The following is a 15,422-nucleotide window of genomic DNA, read 5'->3' on the forward strand; positions in this document are numbered from 1 at the left end:
TTCCGCGCCCGTTCCCCCGCAGCCGCCGCGTGCGTTTCACGCGGCCGCGCGCGGTGGTGCGGTGGTGCGGGGGTGCGCACCCGGCGCTCCCGCCGACCGCACGCCCCCGTCACACTCCACCGCACCTCAACCGCCGCACCCCGCCGGCCGCCGCAGCGGCTCAGGGCACCGGGATCTCCAGGATCACCTTGGTGCCGCCGTTCGGCCCCGCCACCATGTCGAAGGTGCCGCCCAGCTCCCCGGTGGCCAGGGTCCGGACGATCTGCAGCCCGAGGTTGCCCGCCTGCTGCGGGTCGAAGCCCTCCGGCATGCCCCGGCCGTCGTCCTGCACGGTGATCAGCAGGTACTCCTCCGGCCGCGCGCCGCCGTTCCAGCTGTCCGACCAGCCCATCCCGGTGGCCGGCGCCCGGCCGCGCAGCGCGCTGACCTCCAGGTTGCCGGAGGCGGACGGCCCGAAGGCGTGCTCCAGCGCGTTCTGCAGCAGCTCGGTCAGCACCATCGCCAGCGGCGTGGCCACCTCGGCGGAGAGGATGCCGAAGCTGCCGCTGCGGCGGGTCGCCACCCGGCCGTCCTGGGACAGCTCCATCACCATGGCCAGCACCCGGTCGGCGATCTCGTCGAAGGCGACCTGCTCGTCCAGCGCCTGGGAGAGCGTCTCGTGCACGATCGCGATCGAACCGACCCGGCGGACCGCCTCGTCCAGCGCGGCCCGGCCGGCGTCCGAGTCCATCCGGCGCGACTGCAGGCGCAGGAGGGCCGCCACCGTCTGGAGGTTGTTCTTCACCCGGTGGTGGATCTCCCGGATGGTGGCGTCCTTGGTCATCAGCTCGCGGTCGCGCCGCCGCAGCTCGGTGACGTCCCGGCAGAGCACCAGGGAGCCGGTCAGGGTGCCCTTGGGCTTGAGCGGGATCGCCCGCAGGGTCACCACCCCGCCCTGCACCTCGACCTCGGTCTGGCGGGGTGCCCAGCCGCTCGCCAGCTTCACCAGCGCCTCGTGCACCGCCGACCGCGAGGGCGGGACCAGCTCGGCGGTGGCCCGGCCGAGGTGGCTGCCGACCAGGTCGGTGGTGAGGCCGAGGCGGTGGTAGGCGGAGAGCGCGTTGGGGCTGGCGTAGGTGACGATGCCGTCGGCGTCGAGCCGGATCAGGCCGTCGCCGACCCGGGGGGCGGCGTCCATGTCGGTCTGCTCGACGCCGTGGTACGGGAACGTCCCGGCGGCGATCATCTGGGCCAGGTCCGAGGCGCTCTGCAGGTAGGTGAGTTCGAGCCGGCTGGGGGTGCGGACGGTCAGCAGGTTGGTGTTGCGGGCGATCACGCCGAGCACCTTGCCCTCGCGCCGCACCGGGATCGACTCGACCCGGACGGGCACCTCCTCGCGCCACTCCGGGTCGCCCTCGCGCACGATCCGGCCCTCGTCGAAGGCGGCGTCCAGCAGCGGCCGGCGGCCGCGTGGGACGAGGTGGCCGACCATGTCGTCCTGGTAGGAGGTCGGCCCGGTGTTGGGCCGCATCTGGGCCACCGAGACGTACCGGATGCCGTCCCAGGTGGGGATCCACAGGACCAGGTCGGCGAAGGAGAGGTCGGAGAGCAGCTGCCACTCCGAGACCAGCATGTGGAGCCACTCCACATCGGCACCGGTCAGGGTGGTGTGGCGGCGGACGAGTTCGTTCAGCGAGGGCACATGGCGAGCGTAGCTCCAGGCCCGGGGCGCGGCCCTGCCGCACCCGCCCGCGCGGGGGTGGCCCCAAGTTGTCCAGACCAATTTTCGGGGAGCCCTGGACAACCCAGATTGGTCTAGTCCACAATGAAAGGGCACCAAGGAGAGGCCCCCCGCGCAACTGCCCTGACCGCGCGAGGCCGCTCCTCGGTCGGACGCCGCCGAACGAGGACCCCGCACAGTTCTCGATCGCCCCGGCGCCCGACGACAGCTCCGGGCTGCGGTGCCGCATGGGTTGAGGGTCCCGTGTCGGCGCCGTGGCCCGTAGTGCTTTCCGCCTCCGCGGGGTGCCCGCATCCGTTTCCGGCCGCTCAAAAGCCGAACCCCCGTCCACAGGCTGTGGACGGGGGTTCGGCTTTCGGCCGTTACGGGCGCCGGCCCGGACATCCTCGAGGCGATCGGGCGCCCGCCCCGAGCCGAAGGGCCGCGCCGGTGCCGTAAGGGAGAAGCGAGGACGCCCCGCTCCCCCGGCCGAAGGTGGGGGGAGCGGGGCGTCGGAGCGCCGACCGTCGGCACCGGGTCAAGCGGCCCGGAGGCGAGCGGGCGACAACACGTCTCAGTGCGTCTCGGTGACCTTCGCCAGGGCGCGGGGGGCGTCCGGGTCCTGGCCGCGGGCGATGGTGACCTCGTAGGCCAGCTGCTGCAGCGGCAGGATCTCCAGGATCGTCTGGACCTCCTCGGGCACGCCGGCCGGCAGCGCGAAGCCCGCCGAGGCGGCGTCCACCTGCTCCTGCTGGCCGATGACCACCAGGTCCGCACCGCGGCCGCGCAGGCGGTCCAGGACCGGCTGCAGGGCCTCGCCGCCCTTGCCGTCCGGGACGATCGCGATGACCGGGGAGACGTTGTCGACCATGGCCAGCGGGCCGTGCAGCAGGTCGGCGCCGGAGAACGGGGAGGCCGGGATGTAGGTGGTCTCCATGAGCTTCAGCGCCGCCTCGCGGGCGGTCGGGTAGCCGTAGCCGCGCGAGGTGATGACCAGGCGCTGGGCGAACCGGTAGCGCTCGGCCAGCGCCTTCACCTCGGCCTGGCGGGCCAGGATGCCGGCGGCCAGCGACGGCAGCTCCTTGGCGGCCGCGCCGTCGCCGCCGCGCAGGCCCTCGACCAGCAGGTAGAGCGCCAGCAGCTCGGCGGTGTAGGTCTTGGTGGCGGGCAGCGCCTTCTCCGGGCCGGCCAGCACGTCGATGTGGAACTCGGAGACCTCGGCCAGCGGCGAGGAGGCGTTGTTGGTGACCGCCAGGGTGATGGCACCGGCCTCGCGGGCCGCCTTGGTGGAGGCGACCAGGTCCGGCGAGCCGCCGGACTGGCTGACGGTGACGACCAGCACGTCCGTGAGGTCCGGCTTGGCGCCGTACGCGGTGGTGGTGGACATCGAGGTCAGGCCGGCCGGCTTGCCGAGCAGGATCTCGATCAGGTACTTGGCGTAGAGCGCCGCGTTGTCGGACGTGCCGCGCGCGGTGAGCAGGACGAAGCGCGGGTTGCGGGCGGCGATCTGGGCCGCGATCTCGAAGATCTTCGGGGCGCCCTCGTCGAGGATGCGCTGGAGGACGGCCGGCTGCTCGGCCATCTCCGCCGCCATGATCCGGCCGGGGACGGGGACAGTCTGCGTGTCGGACATCTGGATGTGCCTCCGATGAGATGGTTCGACCCCGCCCGGGCGGGGATGCCCGGCGGGGACCTCTACGGCGGCGAGTCCGCACACTCGCTGCGGTGATTCCTGCGGCAATCCTACGGGGGCCGCCCCCGTGCAGCACATTCGAGAGCCCCTCCCGGCGGTCCGGAAGGGGCTCCCGTCATGACACGGGCCCCGCCCGAGCGGCTCAGCCCTGCTTGTTGATCAGCTGGTCGATCGCGGCGTCCGCCTCCTTGGCGGCCTGGTCCACCGGCTTGTTGCCCTTGAGGATCGCGGTGAGCATGTCCGGCAGGATCTTCTGCTTCTCGATCGCGCCCCAGCCCGGTGCGAGCGGGGTGAACCAGGCGTCCGGCACGGCGTTGGCCGCGGCGGCGGTGGCCGGCTTGCTCTTCAGCGGGTTCAGCTGGGTGAGGTTGTTCGGCAGGATGTCCTTGTCCGCCAGCGCCTGCTGGGACTTGGTGCTGGTGAACATCCGGACCCAGTCGGTGGCCAGCGCGGCCGACGGCGACTTGGCGGTGACGGCGAGGTCCGAGCCGCCGATGAAGGTCGGCAGCGGCTTGCCGCCCGGGCCGGGCATGGTGGCCAGCTTGACGGCGTCCTTGAGGGTCGGGTCGCCGGTGACCGGCGCGGTCACGCTGGAGGCCTCGTAGCCGTTGCCGTAGAAGGCCCCGGCGTGCCCGCGGGCCATCGACTCGAACTGGTTCTGCTCGTTGACCGCCAGGTCGCCCTTGTTGTACTTGCGCACCAGCTCGACGAAGTGGTTCAGCCCCTGCTGGGACTTCGGGTCGCTCAGCGTGCCGTGCCAGTTGCCGGCGCTGTCGAAGCGGGCGATGGCGCCGCCGTACGCGGAGACGTAGCTCATCGCGGCGTACCAGTACGGGCCCGGCAGGTAGAGCGCGGAGTAGCTCTTGTCGGCCTTGTTCTTGTCCGCGACCTTGTCCAGCGCCGCCCGCAGCTCGTCCTCGGTCTTGGGGAAGTCCGCGCTGCCGGTGGCCGTCTGGAAGGCCGCCGAGTTGTAGATGGCGACCCGGGCGCCCGCGTAGTACGGCACGCACCAGAGCTTGTCCTGGTAGGTGCAGGTGTTGGCGAGCGCCTTGATCCAGGCGTCGGAGTTGTCGAAGGTGGAGCGCTCCACCGGGGCGAGCGCGCCGGCGAGCACGTACTTCATGGTCTCGGTGTTGCCGAGCTCCACCACGTCGGGGGCGCTGCCCTCGGCGAGCGCCTTGTCGAGCTTGCCGACCTTGTCGGCCCAACCCTGGTAGGCGAGCCTCAGGGTGACGTTCGGGTACTTCGCCGCGAACTCGTCGTTCACCCGCTGCACGAGGTCCGGCCAGTTCTTCTGGGCGTCGTCCATCAGCCAGACGGTGACCGTGCCGGTGGCGGACTTCGGGTCGACCGTGGCGGCCTTGCCGTCCCCCGACGGCGAGCCGCCCGAGGAACAGGCCGTCAATCCGGCGGCGAGCGCCATGATCCCGAACGTCGCCATGAGCTGACGCTTCTTCACGCCATCCTCCGAGGGTGCTAGAGCCTGTGCCCGCCGGCAGCGTGATGGCGCGTCCGCCGGGAGAGTTCCGGGCGGGGACGGCGAAGTGCTTCAGGAAGGGCCTATACCACATCCGGTGAGGTTGAAGTTCGAACCGGATGGACTGGAGCCTGGCCTAGACCACTGGCGGTGTCAACGCCAAATCGCCAGGCTGCCAAGGACGTTGCAGACCTGTTGTACCCCGTGGCGATCAGTTGCGGCACCATCACCCTAAGTAGAACTTAAGGCTGCCTTAAGGGCGATTTGAGGGAACACCGACAGGTGACGACTCCGCAGGTCAACGCGGGGAGAACGGAACGGGCCCGCCATGCGCCATGCGCATGACGGGCCCGTTCGCGGATGCCTTCCCGGCACCCTGGGTCACGGTCCGACAGAACCTCAGCCGATCGCTCCCGACTGGCCGGTGAGCACCTCGACGGCCGCCAGGCCGCAGACCCGGGCGGCACCGTGGGTGGCGATGTGGAGCGCGCCGACCGGCTCGGACTGCGGCAGGCCCATCTCGACCACCGCGGCGTCCGGGCGGGCCGCCACCAGACGGGACAGCGCGGCGGACATCCACGCGTAGCGGTGGGCGTCCCGGACCACCAGCACCAGGCGGCGGCCCTCGGCGCCGGCCACCACCTCGGCGACCAGCGCGTCCAGCTGCTCCGGGGCGGCGTCCTTCGGGCCGACCTCCCGGGTGCGGGTGCCGGGGAAGCGGTCGGCCAGCATGTCGGCCACGCCCCACGGGGTCACCGCGCCCACGGCGATGTTCGGCTCGTCGGAGAACGAGGCCACGTACGGGCGCTCGGTCACCGGCAGGGCCTCCCGGCCCGGCGCCCGGACCACGCGCAGCGCGCGGCGGGCGGCCCGCAGGCCGACCGCCAGGTCGGGCTCCAGCCGCTCGCCCTGGGCCGCGATCCGGCCCCAGCTGCCGAGCGCGCGCACCCGGTCGGCGGCGTCGGCCAGCCGCTCCTCGGGGAGCTTGCCGGCCCGCACGCCCGCCACGATGGCGTCGCGCAGCAGCAGCACGGTCTCCTCGTCGGCCAGACCGCCGCCGACGCAGATCGCGTCCGCGCCGGCCGCCAGGGCCAGCACGGTGCCCTCGCCCATGCCGAAGGTGTCGGCGATGGCGCCCATCTCGATCGCGTCGCTGACGATCAGGCCCTGGTAGCCGAGGCCGCCGTCGGCCGGGGCCGCGCGCAGCAGGTCGCGCAGGACGCGGGGGCTGAGGGTGGCCGGCAGCTTCGGGTCGAGCGCCGGGATCATGATGTGGGCGGTCATCACGGCCTTGGTCCCGGCCGCGATCGCGGCCTGGAACGGGATCAGGTCGCGGGCGCGCAGCACGTCCAGGTCGACGTCGATCACCGGCAGGCCGTGGTGCGAGTCGACCGCCGTGTCGCCGTGGCCGGGGAAGTGCTTCGAGCAGGCGGCCACGCCGGCCGACTGCAGGCCCTCGACCCAGGCGGCGGTGTGCCGGGCGCACAGCTCCGGGTCGGCGCCGAAGGAGCGGACGCCGATCACCGGGTTGCGCGGGTTGGAGTTGACGTCCGCGGTGGGCGCCCAGTTGTAGTTGACGCCGGCCGCCGCCAGCGCGCGGCCCAGCTCGCGGGCGACGTCGCGGGTGAGCGCCGGGTCGTCGATCGCGCCGAGGGCGAAGTTGCCCGGCCAGGAGGAGCCGGAGCCGGCCTCCAGGCGGGTGACGTCGCCGCTCTCCTCGTCGATCGCGATCAGGAGGTCGGGGTTCTCCTCGCGCAGCGCCTTGGTGAGCGCCGACAGCTGGTCGAGCCCGGTGACGTTGCGGTCGAAGAGCGCGACCGACCCGAGGCCGGCCGCGAGGTGGCGGCGGACCCACTCCGGCGGCTCGGTGCCGACGAAGCCGGGCTGGAGGACGGTCAGCGCGTCGCGGTGCAGCTGGTCGCTGGCCGGGAGGGTGGGGACAAGGATGCTCACGTCGCGTCAGCCCTTCACTGCACCGTCGGTCAAGCCACCGACGGCCTTGCGCTGGAGGAATACGAAGAGGATCAGCACCGGGAGGGCGAACAGCGTCGAGGCCGCCATGGTGGCACCCCAGTCGGTACCGAAGTTGGTCTGGAACGAGGAGAGCCAGAGCGGCAGGGTCTGCCCCTCGGTCTTGTTCAGGATCAGGACCAGGGGGAACTCGTTCCACGCGGTGATGAAGCCGAACAGCGAGGTCGACATCAGGCCCGGGGCGAGCAGCGGGAAGATCACCTTCACGAAGGCCTGGGTGCGGGTGCAGCCGTCCACCATCGCGGACTCCTCCAGCTCCTTCGGGACGGCGGCGATGAAGCTGCGCAGCGTCCAGATGGTGAAGGGGAGGACCATCATCATGTAGAAGGCGGTCAGCGGGACGAGGCTGTTCAGCATCTCGCTGTCGCGGGAGATCAGGTAGACCGCGATGGTCATGACCTCCCAGGGCGCCATCTGCGCCGCCATCACGACCAGGACGAAGGCCTTGCGGCCGCGGAAGCGCATCCGGGCGATGGCGAAGGACGCCAGGGTCGCGATCACCAGCGAGATCAGCACGGCGACGATCGTGACCGTGAAGCTGTTGGTGACGTACGTCCAGAACTTGGGGGCGTTGATCGCCGTCGTGAAGTGGTCGAGGGTCGCGTCGAGGGGCAGGAAGACCGGCGTCCGGCTGACGATGTCCTTCTGTTCCTTGAAGGCGGTGATGACCATCCAGTAGACGGGGAAGATGAAGAAGACGAAGAGGACGAGCGCGATCACGTTCGGCCAGGTACGTCCGATGAGAGAGCGCCTCACAGCTCGTCCTCCTGCTTCAGAATGATCCGGAAGTAGTACGCCATCAGCACGCCGAGCATCAGGATGGTGAGCACCGCGATCGCGGCGCCGGTCCCGTAGTGCTGGGCGCCGGAGCCCTCCAGGAAGGCGTGCACGGGCAGCGTCCGGGTGAGCGAGTCGGGGCCGCCCGCCTTGATCGCGTAGACCTGGGTGAAGGCCTTGAAGACCCAGATGACCTCGAGGAAGGTCGTGGCCAGGAAGAACGGCTTCAGGCTGGGGAAGATCACCGAGGTGAAGATCTTCGTGGGGCCGGCGCCGTCCATCCGGGCCGCTTCGTAGAGCTCCTTCGGGATGGTGGTCAGACCGGCGTACATGTTGAACGCCACGAAGGGGATCGAGCCCCAGACGATCAGCAGGATGATCACGAAGAAGGTGGAGTACTGGCTGCCGGTCCAGTTGTAGGCGGCCATCGAGTGCCACCCCAGCTGGTCCAGGAACCAGTTGACGACACCGAAGCGGGTGTCGAACAGCCAGGTGTAGACGGTGGTCGCGGCGACCACCGGCATCGCCCAGGCCAGGAGCAGGCCGACCGAGAGCACCAGCCGCATCTTCTTGCCGAGGCGGTTGAGCAGCAGCCCGACCAGCGAGCCGCCGATCATGATCAGGACGACGTTGACCAGGGTGAACGCGACCGTCCGGCCGGTGACCGCCCAGAACTCGGAGTTGGTCAGCTGCTCGGTGTAGTTCTCGAAGCCGTTCCACTCGGTCAGGTGCTGGACCAGCTGGCGCGCGTTCAGGTTCTGGAACGAGACCAGCACGGTCTTCAGCAGGGGCCAGCCCAGCAGGCCGAGGGTGACCACGGTGGCCGGCAGCAGCAGCAGGTACGGGGCGAACCGCGTGCCGAAGCCCGGTCCGCCCGCCGTTCTGGTGCTCTTCTTCGGAGTGCCCTTGGCGCCGCCGGCGGCGACGCTCGTCTCAATAGTGGCCACAGCAGCCTTCCCTGTGTCCGGGGACTGTGTCTGCACCCGCTCCGAATGCACAGCCATCGTTCTCTCTTCCTGACAACCTGACCACGACGGACAGGCGCCGCCCACCGGCCCCCCGCCGGGGGCCGGTGAGCGACGCCGCTCGACTACTTACTGCTTGGCGTTCAGACGCTTGGCGATCTCGTCGTCGGCCTTCTTGGCGGCGGCGGCGTAGTCACCGGTCAGGGCGCCGGTCAGGAACTCCTTGATCGGGTTCGGGTTGTTCTCGACGCTCGCCCAGTTCGGCGTGGTCGGGGTGATCCCGCCGGAGGCGGCACCGAGCTTGGCGGCGGCGGCGAAGTCGCCGACCACCTTGTCGTCCAGCGACTTCTTGTTCGGGATGCTGCCGGCGGCGGCGACCAGGCCCTCGTTCTTGTCGTTCAGGGCGATCTTGAGGAAGTCCTTCGCCATGTCGCTGTTCTTGCTCGCCTGGGCGATCGCCAGGTTGGAGCCGCCCAGGAACACGCCGGAGGCCTTGTCGGCGGTCTTGCCCGGGAGCGGGAAGTAGCCGATCTTCTCCTTCGGCATCTCCTTCTCGGTCGGGATCTCCCAGCCGAGGCCGATGATCGAGCCGATGTCGCCCTTGGCGAAGACGTCCTTCTGCTGCGGCTTGGCCTCGTCGCCGTCCTTGGGGGCGGTGACCGAGTGGCTCTGCAGCGCCTTGTAGGTGTCGAAGGCCTTCTGCGCCTCGGGGGTCGACAGACCGCCGACCCACTTGTCGCCGTCCTTCTTCGCGAGCTTGCCGCCCTCGCTGGTGAGGAGACCGAAGTAGACGTACCACTCCTGGCCCGGCATGTAGATCGCGTCGGAGACGCCGGGGACGGCCTTGACCTTGTCCAGGTCGGCGTAGAACTCGTCCAGGGTCTTCGGCGGCGCGGTGATGCCGGCCTTGCCCCAGATCTCCTTGTTGTAGGCGACCACGCGGTTGGTCACGAACCACGGGGCGGCGTACTGCTTGCCGTCCAGGATCGCGGACTCGCTCTGGTTGGCGTTCCAGTCGGCACCGCCGATGGCGGCCTTGTCCTTGGTGATGTCGAGGAGACCACCGGTGGCCGCGTAACCCGCGGTCTGGGTGTTGCCGACCTCGAGCACGTCGACCGAGCCCTCGGACAGCGCGGCGGTGACCTTGGGGCCGATGCCGGTCCACTCCTGGATCTGGTACTCGATCTTGGAGCCCGGGTAGGTGGTCTCGAACTCGGTCTTGACCGCGTCGTCCCAGCCCTTGGGGGCGGAGCCGGACATCAGCCACACCTTGAGCGTCTTGCCGCTGTAGTTCTTGGCGGCGGACGAGGACGAGCCGGCCTTGTCGCCGTCGCTCTTGGCGTCCGAACCACAAGCCGCCAGGCCGACGACCATTGCTGCGACGCCGACCGCCGCGATGAGCTGACGCTTCACGCCATCCTCCTGAGGGATGCCTGAGTTACCCCCGTCGGGTGGCTGCGGCAGACCCACGTAAAGCGGGAGGAATGGTGCCGCGGACCCCATCGAACGGGTGGGGGGATTCATAGTTACCGATCTAGTGGTGTAGACCAGATGCCTGGAGCTTGGCCTAGACCAATGGGCCTGTCAACGGCTCTTCGACCGATCAGGACCACCCGTTATCAAGCCGACACCGCACATCGTTCATCGCGTGATGAGGTATTCGTTCCGTAGCCATACATGCAACGATGTGAGTTGTTAACGATGCGGCGGGGCCCTCAAAGGCCCCGCGAGAAGCGGGAGACAGGTCCGATGAGCAGCGACGGGGGCAGCACGGCCCAGGTCAACGACCCCCAGGTGAAGAACCTCCCGGCGCAGACCGGCGCGGACGCCACCGCGCGGGTGCCCAAGTACTACGGACTCAAGCGCCACCTGCTGCAGCTCACCGAGACCCAGCCGGCCGGCACCCCCGTCCCGCCCGAGAGGGCACTCGCCGCCCAGTTCGACACCTCGCGCACCACCGTCCGCCAGGCCCTCCAGGAGCTGGTGGTCGAGGGGCGGCTGGAGCGCATCCAGGGCAAGGGCACCTTCGTCGCCAAGCCCAAGGTCGCCCAGGCCCTCCAGCTGACCTCCTATACGGAGGACATGCGCGCCCAGGGCCTGGAGCCCACCTCCCGGCTGATCGAGATCGGCTACATCACCGCCGACGACCGGCTGGCCCCGCTGCTGGACATCAAGCCCGGCGGCCGGGTGCTGCGGATCGAGCGCCTGCGACTGGCCAACGGCGACCCGATGGCCATCGAGGTCGCCCACCTCTCCGCCAAGCGCTTCCCGGCCCTGCGCCGCAACCTGGCCAAGCACAACTCGCTGTACACGGCCCTGCGCGAGGTGTACGGCGTCACGGTGGCCGAGGCCGAGGAGACCATCGAGACCACGCTGGCCACCCCGCGCGAAGCCGGACTGCTCGGCTCCGACCTCGGCCTGCCGATGCTCCAGCTCGCCCGGCACTCCTTCGACGCGGACGGCGACCCGGTCGAGTGGGTGCGGTCCATCTACCGCGGCGACCGGTACAAGTTCATCACCAGGCTCAAGCGCCCGGAGTAGGAGTCCGGCCGCTCCCCCGGAGGCGAGCGGGCGGGGAAACAGCCCCGAGGGCGCCGGCGTACGCACGCGTACGCCGGCGCCCTCGTGCGTGGGACGGCGCGCGGTGGGCCGCCCCGGCGCGCGACGCGTCCGGAATGCGGGAAGTTCTGTCGTTCCCGGTGACACAGATCACGCCATGCTCTAGATTTCGCAGCCGTATTGACTGCCGATCACCAGTGGTGCTGCTCGGCGGGCTCTGGGGGCCGTGCGGGCCCTCCGGGCTGCGGCGCCGTCGGGGTGAGCCCTCTGGAGCGGAGCCGAACCATGTCGTCAGACGCTGCTGCCACTGAACCTGTCATGCCCGAGCCACCAGGCCCGGCGGCCGTTCCGGCGGTGACGCCGGAACGGGTGCTGGCCGGGCTCGCCCTGCTCGTGCCGATCGTCGCGATGCTCTGGGTGTCCTCGTACGACAAGACCAGCCCCGAGGCGGGCGGGGTGCCGTTCTTCTACTGGTACCAGCTGCTCTGGGTGCCGGTCTCGGCCGTCTTCACGGTGGCCGCGTACCTGCTGATCAACCGGGACGAGAAGGCCCGCAAGGCCGCGCGGAAGGCGGGTGGCGCACGATGAACGGCGTCAACGTCCCGGCCCTGACCGTCTTCGTCCTCTTCTTCGTCCTGGTCACCGTGATGGGCTTCCTCGCCTCGCGCTGGCGCCGGGCGGACAACGCCCTGCACCTCGACGAGTGGGGCCTGGGCGGCCGCAGCTTCGGCACCTGGGTCACCTGGTTCCTGCTCGGCGGGGACCTCTACACCGCCTACACCTTCGTCGCCGTCCCGGCGGCGGTGTACGCGACCGGCGCGGCCGGCTTCTTCGCGGTGCCGTACACGATCATCGCGTACCCGCTGGTCTTCCTCTTCCTGCCCCGGCTCTGGTCGGTCTCCCGGGTGCACGGGTACGTCACCCCGGCCGACTTCGTGCGCGGGCGGTACGGCTCCAAGCCGCTCTCCCTGGTGGTCGCGCTGACCGGCATCCTGGCCACGATGCCCTACATCGCGCTGCAGCTGGTCGGCATCCAGGCGGTGCTGGACGTGCTGGGCGTGGGCGGCGGGGAGAACGCCAACTGGTTCGTCAAGGACCTGCCGCTCTTCCTCGCCTTCGGCGTGCTGGCGGCCTACACCTACTCCTCCGGGCTGCGGGCGCCGGCGCTGATCGCCTTCGTCAAGGACACCCTGATCTACATCGTGATCATCGTCGCGGTGATCTACATCCCGCTGCGGCTCGGCGGCTACGGGCACATCTTCGACGCGGTCGGCGAGAAGTTCAGCGCCCCCAAGTCGGCCGGCTCGCTCACCGTGCCGGAGAACAAGCAGTGGACGTACGCCACGCTGGCGCTCGGCTCGGCGATGGCGCTCTTCATGTACCCGCACTCGGTGACCGGCGTGCTGGCCTCCAAGTCCCGCAACACCGTCCGCCGCAACATGGCGATCATGCCCGCGTACTCGCTGATGCTGGGCCTGCTGGCACTGCTCGGCTTCATGGCGATCGCGGCCGGCATCGGCAAGGGCGACAAGAAGTTCAACGCCCAGCTCTCGGTGCCGCAGCTGTTCGAGAACATGTTCCCGGACTGGTTCACCGGCGTGGCCTTCGCGGCGATCGGGATCGGCGCGCTGGTGCCGGCCGCCATCATGTCGATCGCGGCGGCCAACCTCTTCACCCGCAACGTCTACAAGGAGTTCCTGAAGCCGGCCGCGACCCCCGCCGACGAGACCAGGGTCGCCAAGCTGGCCTCGCTGCTGGTGAAGGTCGGCGCGCTGGCCTTCGTGCTCACCATGGACAAGCAGGCGGCGATCAACCTGCAGCTGCTCGGCGGCCTCTGGATCCTGCAGACCTTCGTCTCGATCGTCGGCGGCCTGTTCACCCGGTGGTTCCACCACTGGGCGCTGTTCGCCGGCTGGGCGGTGGGCATGATCTACGGCACCTGGGAGGCCTACGACATCGCCAGCCCCGCCACCAAGCACTTCGGCGGGAACGCCGCCGAGATCCCCGGCATCGGCGAGCTCGGCTACATCGGCCTGACCGCCTTCGTGCTCAACCTGGTGGTCTCGGTGGTGCTCACCCTGGCGCTGAAGGCGTTCAAGGCGCCGGAGAGCCCGGACGAGACCCGGCCCGGCGACTACAGCGCCGAAGCGGGCGACGAAGAGCTGAAGAACGCGCCGGAGCCCGTGGCGGCGCACTGATTCGCCCCGCGCGCGCCCTGTGACCGCGCCGCCTCCTCCGTGAACACTGGAGGAGGCGGCGCGATCATATGTATGAACGGCCGCACACACAGGGCACCACCGGACCGGACCGGCGTCCGGCCGGCACCCGATCGACCCACGGGGAGCAGCGGCGATGGCAGATCTCGGCACCACGCTCAACGGTCAGCACCAGTCCACCCACCGGCCCGGCCCGCCGGCCACCACGGCGCCCTACCCGGCGTCGCCCGCCCCGCACACCGCGCCGGCGGCGGCGCCCGGCCCGCTGCCGTCCGTGCTGATCGCCACCCGGCACGGCGAGTCCACCGCCAACGTCGAGTTCCAGCTGGCCGAGGCGGCCGGTGCCCTGAGCGTGCCGATCAGCTGCCGGGACGCGGACATCCCGCTCTCGCTGCACGGCCGGCAGCAGGCCCAGGCGCTCGGCCGCTGGTGGGCCGGCCTGCCCAGCGCCGACCGCCCGCGCAGCGTCTGGTGCTCGCCCTACGAACGCACCGCCGAGACCGCCCGGATCGCACTGGCCCAGGCCGCCGGGCTGGGCGCGGTGCCGGTCTCGCTCGCCGTCCGCTACGACGAACGGCTGCGCGACCGCGAGCTGGGCGTCCTGGAGATGCTGCCCAAGGCCGCGATCGAGGCCAAGCACCCGGAGGAGGCCGCGAGACGCCGCAAGATGGGCGAGCTGTACTACCGCCCGCCCGGCGGCGAGTCCTGGGCGGACGTGGCCCTGCGGGTGCGCAGCGTGCTGCGCGACATCTGCGCGGAGGAGGCCGGGCGACCGGTCCTGCTGGTCGCGCACGACTGTACGGTGCTGATGCTCCGCTACGCGCTGGACCGGCTCACCGAGGCGCAGTTGACGGCCCTGGAGCCGGTCCGCAACTGCTCCACCAGCCTCTGGCGCGCCGAGGGCGGGCGGCTGCGCCCGGCGCACTGGAACGACACCGGGCACCTGGCCCACCACTGACGGCCGGGGCGGCCCACCGCGTCTCCCGGGCGGGCGGGCCGCCCGTCAGCCGACGGCCGGTTCGGCGAAGCAGCGGCGGTAGGCCAGCGGCGTCGTCCCGAGGCGGCGGCCGAAGTGGTGCCGCAGGGTGGCGGCGTTCCCGAAGCCGCAGCGGGCCGCGATCGCGTCGACCGGCTCGGCGGTGGACTCCAGCAACCGCTGGGCGAGCAGCAGCCGCTGCCCGGTGAGCCAGCGGTGCGGCGTGGTGCCGGTCTCCTGCTGGAAACGGCGGGCGAAGGTGCGCGGGGACAGGTGGACCCGGGCCGCCAGCTGCTCGACGGTGGACTCCTCGTCCAGGTGGTGGCGCATCCAGTCGAGCAGCGGCGCGAGCGACTCGCCGTCCCCCTCGGGCAGCGGCCGGGCGACGAACTGCGCCTGCCCGCCCTCCCGGTGCGGGGCCACCACCATCCGGCGGGCGATCCCCCGGGCCACCTCGGCCCCCTGGAACTTGCGGACCAGGTGCAGGCAGGCGTCGATGCCCGCCGCCGTGCCGGCCGAGGTGATCACCGGGTCGTCGTCCACGTAGAGCACGTCCGGCTCGACGGTGGTGAGCGGGAAGCGGGCGGCCAGCTCCGCGGTGTGCCGCCAGTGCGTGGTCGAGCGGCGGCCGTCCAGCAGCCCGGCGGCGCCGAGCACGAAGGCGCCGCTGCAGATGGAGAGGACCTTGGCGCCGCCGTCCACCGCGGCCCGCAGGGCGTCCACCAGCGGCTCCGGGTACTGCGGGCGCACCCCGGTGGCCGTGACGACGACCAGGTCGGCCTCGGCGAGCCGCTCCGGGCCGTGCGGGACGTCGACGGAGAAGCCGGCGTGGGTGCGGTGCGGGCCGGGGCGGGCACCCGCGATGGCGAAGTCGTACCGGGGCAGGCCGTCCTCGCTGCGGTCCAGGCCGAAGACCTCGCAGGCCACCCCGAGTTCGAAGGGGTGGAGCTCCTCCAGCACCACCGCGACCACGTTCTTCAGCATGCCGCCCAGGATGCCTCCCCGGGGTGCCCGCGGGGAAGAGCCCGG

At 71.0% G+C, this 15,422-nt stretch carries 12 protein-coding genes; 4 read left to right on the forward strand and 8 right to left on the reverse strand.

What is annotated here, in order from left to right; translation table 11 throughout:
- Positions 1-160: 160 nt before the first annotated feature.
- The 7 genes from ACWDRR_RS10070 to ACWDRR_RS10100 form a co-directional block, all read right to left on the reverse strand.
- The gene (locus ACWDRR_RS10070; protein ID WP_387886310.1) at positions 161-1,681 is read right to left on the reverse strand and encodes a sensor histidine kinase; all 1,521 of its coding nucleotides are present in this window, start codon (positions 1,679-1,681) and stop codon (positions 161-163) included.
- A 592-nt stretch (positions 1,682-2,273) separates the two neighbouring features.
- Positions 2,274-3,332 (reverse strand): SIS domain-containing protein, encoded by a 1,059-nt coding sequence (locus ACWDRR_RS10075; protein WP_449771710.1) that lies wholly within the window; start codon positions 3,330-3,332, stop codon positions 2,274-2,276.
- A 202-nt stretch (positions 3,333-3,534) separates the two neighbouring features.
- Complete coding sequence (locus ACWDRR_RS10080; RefSeq protein ID WP_449771867.1) at positions 3,535-4,833, reverse strand: extracellular solute-binding protein; 1,299 nt, start codon at positions 4,831-4,833, stop codon at positions 3,535-3,537.
- A gap of 435 nt (positions 4,834-5,268) precedes the next feature.
- Complete coding sequence (locus tag ACWDRR_RS10085; protein WP_449771711.1) at positions 5,269-6,822, reverse strand: glycoside hydrolase family 3 protein; 1,554 nt, start codon at positions 6,820-6,822, stop codon at positions 5,269-5,271.
- Positions 6,823-6,828: 6 nt separating this feature from the next.
- Positions 6,829-7,656 (reverse strand): carbohydrate ABC transporter permease, encoded by an 828-nt coding sequence (locus tag ACWDRR_RS10090; protein ID WP_449771712.1) that lies wholly within the window; start codon positions 7,654-7,656, stop codon positions 6,829-6,831.
- Positions 7,653-8,681, reverse strand: a complete 1,029-nt coding sequence (locus tag ACWDRR_RS10095; RefSeq protein WP_449771713.1) for a carbohydrate ABC transporter permease — start codon at positions 8,679-8,681, stop codon at positions 7,653-7,655. The genes ACWDRR_RS10090 and ACWDRR_RS10095 overlap by 4 nt, the downstream gene beginning before the upstream one ends.
- 90 nt (positions 8,682-8,771) lie before the next feature.
- Positions 8,772-10,055 carry an extracellular solute-binding protein gene (locus ACWDRR_RS10100; RefSeq protein WP_449771714.1) on the reverse strand — a complete coding sequence of 428 codons (1,284 nt, stop codon included), beginning with the start codon at positions 10,053-10,055 and terminating at the stop codon, positions 8,772-8,774.
- Positions 10,056-10,391: 336 nt separating this feature from the next.
- On the opposite strand from ACWDRR_RS10100, the gene ACWDRR_RS10105 reads away from it, so the two are divergent.
- The 4 genes from ACWDRR_RS10105 to ACWDRR_RS10120 all read left to right on the forward strand — a co-directional run bounded on the left by ACWDRR_RS10105 (position 10,392) and on the right by ACWDRR_RS10120 (position 14,375).
- Positions 10,392-11,183 (forward strand): GntR family transcriptional regulator, encoded by a 792-nt coding sequence (locus ACWDRR_RS10105; RefSeq protein WP_329489546.1) that lies wholly within the window; start codon positions 10,392-10,394, stop codon positions 11,181-11,183.
- 336 nt (positions 11,184-11,519) lie between these two features.
- On the forward strand, positions 11,520-11,789 hold the full coding sequence (locus ACWDRR_RS10110; protein ID WP_449771715.1) for a DUF3311 domain-containing protein: 270 nt from the start codon (positions 11,520-11,522) through the stop codon (positions 11,787-11,789).
- The gene (gene mctP, locus ACWDRR_RS10115) at positions 11,786-13,399 is read left to right on the forward strand and encodes a monocarboxylate uptake permease MctP (RefSeq protein ID WP_449771716.1); all 1,614 of its coding nucleotides are present in this window, start codon (positions 11,786-11,788) and stop codon (positions 13,397-13,399) included. The genes ACWDRR_RS10110 and mctP overlap by 4 nt, the downstream gene beginning before the upstream one ends.
- A 154-nt stretch (positions 13,400-13,553) precedes the next feature.
- On the forward strand, positions 13,554-14,375 hold the full coding sequence (locus tag ACWDRR_RS10120) for a histidine phosphatase family protein (protein ID WP_449771717.1): 822 nt from the start codon (positions 13,554-13,556) through the stop codon (positions 14,373-14,375).
- Positions 14,376-14,420: 45 nt separating this feature from the next.
- Here ACWDRR_RS10120 and ACWDRR_RS10125 read toward each other — a convergent pair whose 3' ends face one another.
- Positions 14,421-15,377 carry a helix-turn-helix domain-containing protein gene (locus ACWDRR_RS10125; protein ID WP_449771718.1) on the reverse strand — a complete coding sequence of 319 codons (957 nt, stop codon included), beginning with the start codon at positions 15,375-15,377 and terminating at the stop codon, positions 14,421-14,423.
- Positions 15,378-15,422: the final 45 nt, after the last annotated feature.

The organism is Kitasatospora sp. NPDC003701 (assembly GCF_053587085.1).